This window comes from Burkholderia sp. LK4 (assembly GCF_001043615.1).
Classification (GTDB): Bacteria; Pseudomonadota; Gammaproteobacteria; order Burkholderiales; family Burkholderiaceae; genus Burkholderia; species Burkholderia cepacia.
Genome location: NZ_LDUL01000068.1, coordinates 1 through 6,962, shown reverse-complemented (window position 1 = coordinate 6,962; position 6,962 = coordinate 1). Strand labels below are relative to the sequence as shown.

Genomic DNA, 6,962 nt, shown 5'->3' with positions numbered 1-6,962 from the left:
CCCGCCATGCTTAAATAGCGGGGCTCCCGATCGCCGGGCCGCCGGGATCGCGGTGCCGGCCGACACGGGCCAGCATGTCCGATCGACATCGTGACGACAGACGACACCAAAACGCCGTTCCGGCCAGTCCGGCGCGGCCCGATAACATTCCGAGGCTTCACGTCATGACCATCCTGTTCCGTCTTCTCGCGCTCGCCTGCGCGCTCTGGCTGGCCGCCTGCGCCGCGCCGCCCCCGCCGTCCGCCAGCACCGGCGCGTCCGCCGCCGCGCCGGATGCCAGCGAACGCCGCGGGCTCGGCACCGCGTGGGGCGAGTCGGTGCGATCCGAAACCCGCCAGGTCGATTTCGAACGCGCGGATCCGGCGAAGCCGACGGATCTCGCGTCGGTCTATTACAACGATGCGTTGCCCGGACATCCGCCCGCGTCCCAGGTTCGCCGGTTGCCGACCCGCGTCGCGCTCGCCAACGGCGACATCGCTCTGTCGTTTACGGACGAAAATGGGGCGCCGCTGCGTCTTGCGCGCAGCAACGGCCGCTGGCACATGGCGGGCGTCGAAGGTTCGCGCTACATGATCGTGCTGCGCAACCAGGGGCGCCGTACGTTCGAAGTCGTGTCGACCGTCGACGGGCTCGACGTGCTGTCGGGGCGGCCGGGCAGCTACACGAATGGCGGTTACGTGCTGTATCCGGGCCGCACGCTGACGATCGAGGGCTTCCGCAAGAGCCGCGACGAAGTCGCCGCGTTCCGCTTCGCGGCGGTGCCCGACAGCTACGTCGCGAACTCGAAGTACGGCGATTCGGCGAACGTCGGCGTGATCGGCGTCGCGCTGTTCGCGCAGAAGGAGAATGAAGAGGAAGCGCTGCGCCGCAACGCGAATCCGTTCCCCGGCAATGACAACGGCTATGCTCCGCCGCCGGTGCCGCGCGGCGAGTGACGTTGCGTCGTGGATCGGCCGCGCGCGTCGTGGCGAACGATGCGCGCGCAGCGATCCTGGGTCGCCGCGGCCCGAGCGGCATGCCGGCGCATGCGACGGACTTCACGACGGTCCTGCTCGATTCTTGCGAGCATGGATCGGCCCGATGAGATCGTCGATTGCATTGAAGCTCGCGGCGCTGGCGCTGCTGGCCTCGAATGCCGCCGTCGCATTCGCCGAAACGCCGGCGCCGGAATCGGTGCGGCTCGCCAACGGTCACCAGATCGAATGGGCGAGCCCGAGGCTGTTCGAAGTCGATGCGGTCCGTCACACGAAATCGGCACTGATCGTGCCGGCTGCGCTGCGCCGTGCATTGGCCGACGCATCGAGCGTTGCGTTCCCGTCGGGCCGTTCGAAGCGGATCGACGGCAACGACTATCTGCTGGTCGTCGTCAATCGCTCGTCGAGCAGCCGTCCGACCGGATATTGCGGCGCGGGCGAAGAAGGGTCGCTATACGTGCTGGAACTGCGCGGCACCCGTGCGGTGCCACGTTTCTCGCTGCCGGTCCAAAGCTGTCTCGATTCCGTTTCTCTCGAAACCGACGGTGGAACTCAGTCGCCTTACCGGGCGATCGCGTGGTGCGACGATCCGGCCGCCATCGACATCCGGTGGGAATATGTCGCGCACGGCGGCGCGCTGCATCGCGTTTATCGTTTCGTGAACGACACGTTTGTCGAGACCGAGGTACCGCAGTAACACGGTCATCCCGTGGCACGATGGCGATTCGAATTCGCATCGCGTGCTTTCCTCCCTTCCGGCTCCACGGAGAGCGTCATGTCGTTACCCGCTTTCAGGTACCATCCCGACCCGCTGGCAACGGGCAGCGTGATCCGCTCGGACGCGCGCTGCGTGTGTTGCGGCGATGCACGTGGTTACGTCTACGCCGGCCCCGTGTATGCGGTCGACGAGTATGAGAATTGCATCTGCCCATGGTGCATCGCCGACGGTTCGGCACACGCGCGGCTCGGCGCAACTTTCACCGACACGGACGGCATCGGCGGCGGCGAATGGGACGAAGTGCCCGACGCGGTCGTCAGCGAAATCGCTTGTCGCACGCCGGGCTTTCAGGGTTGGCAGCAGGAGCGGTGGTGGACGCATTGCGGCGATGCCGCGCAGTTCATCGGCCGTGCGGGTGCCGGAGAACTGCGCGCGCTCGGCCCACAGGCAGTCGCGTCGATTCGGGAATCGACCGGACTCGACGAGGGCGCGGAGTGGGAGCATTTCCTTGCCGCACTCGACAAGGACGGTTCACCGACCGCGTATATGTTCCGCTGTATCCGTTGCGGCGAACCCGGCGGCTACCAGGATTGCGACTGATGGCCTGGCTCACGGCATCGCGCGGCGATCGCCGGCTTTATCGTCATGAAACAGAGGATTCTTCGTGAAGTTCATCCACGCGGCAGACATACACCTTGACAGCCCGTTGCACGGCCTGAGCGCGTATCCCGACGCGCCGGCCGCGCAGTTGCGCAACGCGTCGCGCGAGGCGCTGCGGCAACTCGTGGATCGTGCGATCGAAGAGGAAGTCGCGTTCCTCGTGATTGCCGGCGACCTGTACGACGGCGACTGGAAGGATCACAACACGGGCATCTTCTTTGGCCAGCAGATGGGGCGCCTGCGCAAGGCCGGCATCCGTGCGTTCGTCCTCGGCGGCAACCACGATGCCGAAAGCGAGATGACGAAGAAGCTGACGCTGCCCGACAACGTCACGGTGTTCGGCCACCGCAAGGCGGAAACCCACAAGCTGCCTGAATTCGAAGTCGCGCTGCACGGGCAGAGCTTCAAGGACAAGGCCGTCGTCGACAATCTCGCGATCGGCTATCCGGACCCGGTGCCCGGTTACTACAACATCGGCGTGCTGCATACGGCGCTCGAAGGCTATGCGGCGCACGCGAACTATGCGCCGTGCACGCTGGCCGAACTCCACGCGAAAGGCTACGACTACTGGGCGCTCGGCCACGTGCACGAATTCCAGCAATGGTCGGGGCCGTCCACCGTGGTGTTTCCCGGCAACCTGCAGGGGCGCCATATCCGCGAGACGGGCCGCCGCGGCGCGGTGCTCGTGACGGTCGAGCAAGGCCGCACGCAGGTCGAGCGTCTGTATCTCGACGTGCTGCGCTGGGAAGCCGTGTCGGTCGACGCGTCCGATTGCCTGACCGTCGCCGACCTGTCGAGAAAGATCGGCCAGTCGCTGGAAGCGCTGCTGACCGTCGACGGCCATGTGCCGCGCGCGGTGCGCGTGACGGTTGCGGGGCGTACGCCCGCCCACGGCCTCTTTTTCGGCCGCGCGCCGCAGTTGCGCGCGGAGGTGCTGAACCAGATCGGCATCATCGGCAACGAGCGGCTGTGGCTCGAGAAGGTCCGGCTCGCGACGTCCGCGGCCGATCACCAGCCGGGCGAAAGCGAGCAGCTCGAAGCGCTCGAGGACCTGAAGCAGATCCTGGCCGACGCCGCGCGCGATCCGGATTTCCTCGAGTTGCTCGAACGCGACCTGAAGCCGTTCGTCGGCAAGGTGCGCAGCGACGTGAAGGAAGAGGTGCCGTTGTTGGCGATGGCACGCGCGGGCGAGTTCACGGCACTCGTCGAGCAGGTCGGGCCCGCGTTGCTTGCGCGGCTGGCGAGGGGGGAGTAAGCGATGCGGATCAACCAGCTCGATCTGATCAAGTACGGCAAGTTCACCGACGAGACGTTGCGTTTCCCGTCGGCCGGCGAGGATTTCCATGTGATCGTGGGGCCGAACGAGGCCGGCAAGTCGACGATCCGCATGGCCGTGTCGGAACTGCTGTTCGGGATGAAGTTGCAGACTCCGCTCGATTTCCTGCACAGCACACCGGAACTGCGGATCGGCGGCGTGCTGGAGAGCGGCACGGGCGAACTCGCGTTCCACCGCGCCCGTGGGCGCAGTCCGCTGCGCACGCCCGCCGACGACAGGTTGCCCGACGATTACCTGGCCGCCGTTCTCGACGGCGCCACGCGCGAGTTCTTCGAGCAGATGTTCGGGCTCGATCACGGGCGTCTGGTCGCCGGCGGCCGGAGCATTCTCGACGCATCCGACAAGCTCGGCCAGGTGCTGTTCGAATCGGCCGCCGGCGTCGGCAGTCTCGGGCCGGTGCGCGAGGAGCTCGATGCGCGTGCGGTCGAGCTGTGGGCGCCGCGTCGCAGCGGCAGCGCGTTTGCGCTCGCCGAAACGTCGTTCAACGAAGCCGTGACCGAACTGAAGACGGTTCAGGTGCGCACGCGCGACTGGGTCGAACGCAAGGACGCGCGCGAAGCGGTCGAACAGCAGATCGAGCAGGCGCGCGCGGAACAGCGCCGGCTCGAAGCGCTGCGCTCGAAGCTCGAGCGCGTGCGACGGCTGGCGCCGTACCTCAAGGAGCTGACGGTCAAGGACGCGGCGCTCGCGGAACTGGGCGCGGTCGTCGAGTTGCCGCCCACCGCGTATGCGGATCTGTTGAAGGCGCAGGGCGATCTCGCGGCCGAACAGAAGGTGCTCGAGGAACGGCGTGCCGACCTGCTCGCGAAACGGCAGACGCGCGATGCGATCGACGCCGACGCTGACACGCTGGCGCTCGAAGCCGACATCGAGGCGCTCGATCGGCTGCGCGGCGCGTGCATGACTCACGCGCAGGATCTGCTGCTGCTGGGGGCGGACGTCGAGCGGCACCTGTCCGCCGCGTTCGCCGCAGCCGCCCAGCTCGATTGGCCGACGGACGAAGCGTCGCTGCGTGCGTCGCTGCCGACGGCGCTGTCGCTGAAGACCGTGGCCAACCTGTTGCGCGAACACGGTGCGCTGCACCAGGCGCTGGCCGGCGCGCGCGAATCGCTCGACGAACGCACGCGCGAGCTTGCACAGGTGCGGGAACAACAGGCGCGCCTGTCGACCGTCGATGTGCCGGAAACGCTGCGCGCGGCGCTGGCCGATGCGCAGGGCTTTCGCAACAGCGGCCAGCGCGAGCAGGCGCTCGAACAGGAAATCGCTGCTGCCGAGCGCACACTGTCCGGCGCACTCGATGCGCTCGGCCGGTGGCGCATGCCGGTCGACACGCTGCGCGCGCTCGACGTGCCGTCGGTGGCACGGCTCGGTGCGCTGCTGAAGGAAGACAGCGAACGCGCGAGCGCGGCCGCTGCCGCACGCGACGCACGGGACGGCGCGCTCGAAGAGCTCGAGCGGCTCGAACTGCAGGAGAAGCACTTCGCGGAGAACCACAAGGTCGTCACGACCGCCGACGTGCTGGCAGCGCGTGCGCGGCGCGACGGCGCGTGGGGCGATATCCGCAGCGGCGCGACCGATCTCGCGACGGGCGCGCCCGCGCTCGACGATGCAATTCGCCTTGCGGACGAACTCGTCGACGCGCAGTTGGGCGCGACGCAGGCAGCGGCGACGTTGCAGTCGCTGCGTCAGCAGGTCGAATCCGCGCGTGCGGGCGTGACGCGCAGGCAGGCCGCGCTGGACGAGCGCGAGCGTGAGCTCGCCGCGCATCGCGACGCATGGGCCGCGCTCGCGACGACGGCCGCGGTGCCCGGGATGCCGCTGGCGGCGATGGGCGACTGGCTGGCGAAGCGCGACACGGTGTTCGCCGCGCAGGCCGATCTCGATCGCCAGCGTCGCGAATTCGACACGATTCGCGCCGCGCGGGCCGGTGCCGAAGCCGCGTTGCGCGCAGCGCTGCGTACCGTGTCGCGAGGCGGCGAGTCGGATGGTCTGGCGGCACTCGTCGCGACCGCCGAGGCTTTCGTACAGTCGGCCGAGAAAGCGCTCGCGCAGCAGGACAGTCTCGAGGAGCGCGCGCGGGAAGCCGAACGCGGATGCGCGACGGCGCAATCGCGGGCCGGCCACGCGCAGGCGGCCTACGACGCGTGGCACGCGCAATGGCGCGACGCGCTGGCCGACGCGAAGCTTTCCACGAGCGCGGCGACGCTGGCCGCGGCGGAAGGTGCGCTCGCGCTTGCCAACGCCGTGACGGCCGAACTGGCCGATGCCGACGCGCCGCGCAACCGGATCGTCGCGATCCGTGCGGAACTGGCCGCGCTCGAGGCGGGCGCACGGCGGCTTGCCGCGGCGCTCGCGCCGGAATGGCTGACGAGCGGCGACTGGCCGGACGTCGCGCGCCGGCTGACGATGCGCCTCGCCGCCGCCAGGGAAATCGCGCGTGCGATCGATCGGGCCGACGAGGCCGTGCGGCAGGCCGACGGCAAGGTCGCGGATGCCGCCGCCGCGGTGGCCGGTGCCGAGGCGCGCGTCCAGCCGCTGCTGCAACTGGCCGGTGTCGTGTCGATCGATGCCGCGCTGCCGCTGGCCGAACGCTCGGACCGGCAGCGCCAGCTCCGGCAGGCGGTCGATGCCGCGCACGAGGCACTGGTGCGCGACGGCGACGGCCTGTCCCGCTCCGCCGTCGAAGCCGAGGTCGCGGAGCAGGACATCGTCGACGTACCTGCGCACCTCGAAGCGGTGAAGCAATCGCTCGCCGATGTCGGCAAGCGGCTCAACGAGCTTTCACAGCAGCAGGTCGTGGCCGATCAGGCGTTCGGCGCGATCGACGGCCAGGCGAGCGCGGCCGTTGCCGAGTCGAAACGGCAGGAAGCGCTGGCGGCGATGGGCGATGCAGCCGAACAGTATCTGGAAGCGGCCACCGCAAGCCGGTTGCTGAAGTGGGCGACGGATCGCTATCGCGACCAGAAGCAGGGGCCGATGCTCAGGCGCGCGGGCGAAATCTTCGCCGGGCTCACGCTCGGCGAATTCTCGCGGCTGACCGTCGATACCGAACGGACGCCGCCCGCCCTGTATGCACGGCGGACGAAGGGCGCATCGGTCGAGGTTGCCGGGTTGAGCGAAGGCACGCGTGACCAGTTGTTTCTCGCGCTGCGGATCGCGGCACTGGAACTGCAGCTCGGCAGCCGGACCGCGCTGCCGTTCGTGGCCGACGATCTGTTCATCAACTTCGACGACGCGCGCGCGAAGGCCGGCCTCGACGCGCTGCGCGATCTGT

General features: G+C 68.8%; 5 protein-coding genes. All 5 read left to right on the top strand.

Going from position 1 to position 6,962, the window contains the following annotated elements; translation table 11 throughout:
• Positions 1 to 164: 164 nt before the first annotated feature.
• Entirely contained in the window at positions 165 to 935 is a 771-nt protein-coding gene (locus VK92_RS30285) for a hypothetical protein (RefSeq protein ID WP_048028193.1), read from the top strand.
• Between the two features lie 145 nt (positions 936 to 1,080).
• On the top strand, positions 1,081 to 1,671 hold the full coding sequence (locus VK92_RS30280; protein WP_048028194.1) for a hypothetical protein: 591 nt from the start codon (positions 1,081 to 1,083) through the stop codon (positions 1,669 to 1,671).
• A gap of 78 nt (positions 1,672 to 1,749) precedes the next feature.
• Positions 1,750 to 2,292 (top strand): CbrC family protein, encoded by a 543-nt coding sequence (locus VK92_RS30275; RefSeq protein WP_048028196.1) that lies wholly within the window; start codon positions 1,750 to 1,752, stop codon positions 2,290 to 2,292.
• 64 nt (positions 2,293 to 2,356) lie between these two features.
• Entirely contained in the window at positions 2,357 to 3,607 is a 1,251-nt protein-coding gene (locus tag VK92_RS30270; protein WP_048028198.1) for a metallophosphoesterase family protein, read from the top strand.
• A 3-nt stretch (positions 3,608 to 3,610) separates the two neighbouring features.
• The coding region (locus VK92_RS30265) for an ATP-binding protein (RefSeq protein ID WP_048468216.1) at positions 3,611 to 6,962 on the top strand (3,352 nt) is incomplete at its 3' end.

Coding starts and splice junctions, on each gene's coding strand:
- VK92_RS30275 (WP_048028196.1), top strand. CDS start 1,750: ATGTCGTTACCCGCTTTCAGGTACCATCCCGACCCGCTGGCAACGGGC.
- VK92_RS30280 (WP_048028194.1), top strand. CDS start 1,081: ATGAGATCGTCGATTGCATTGAAGCTCGCGGCGCTGGCGCTGCTGGCC.
- VK92_RS30285 (WP_048028193.1), top strand. CDS start 165: ATGACCATCCTGTTCCGTCTTCTCGCGCTCGCCTGCGCGCTCTGGCTG.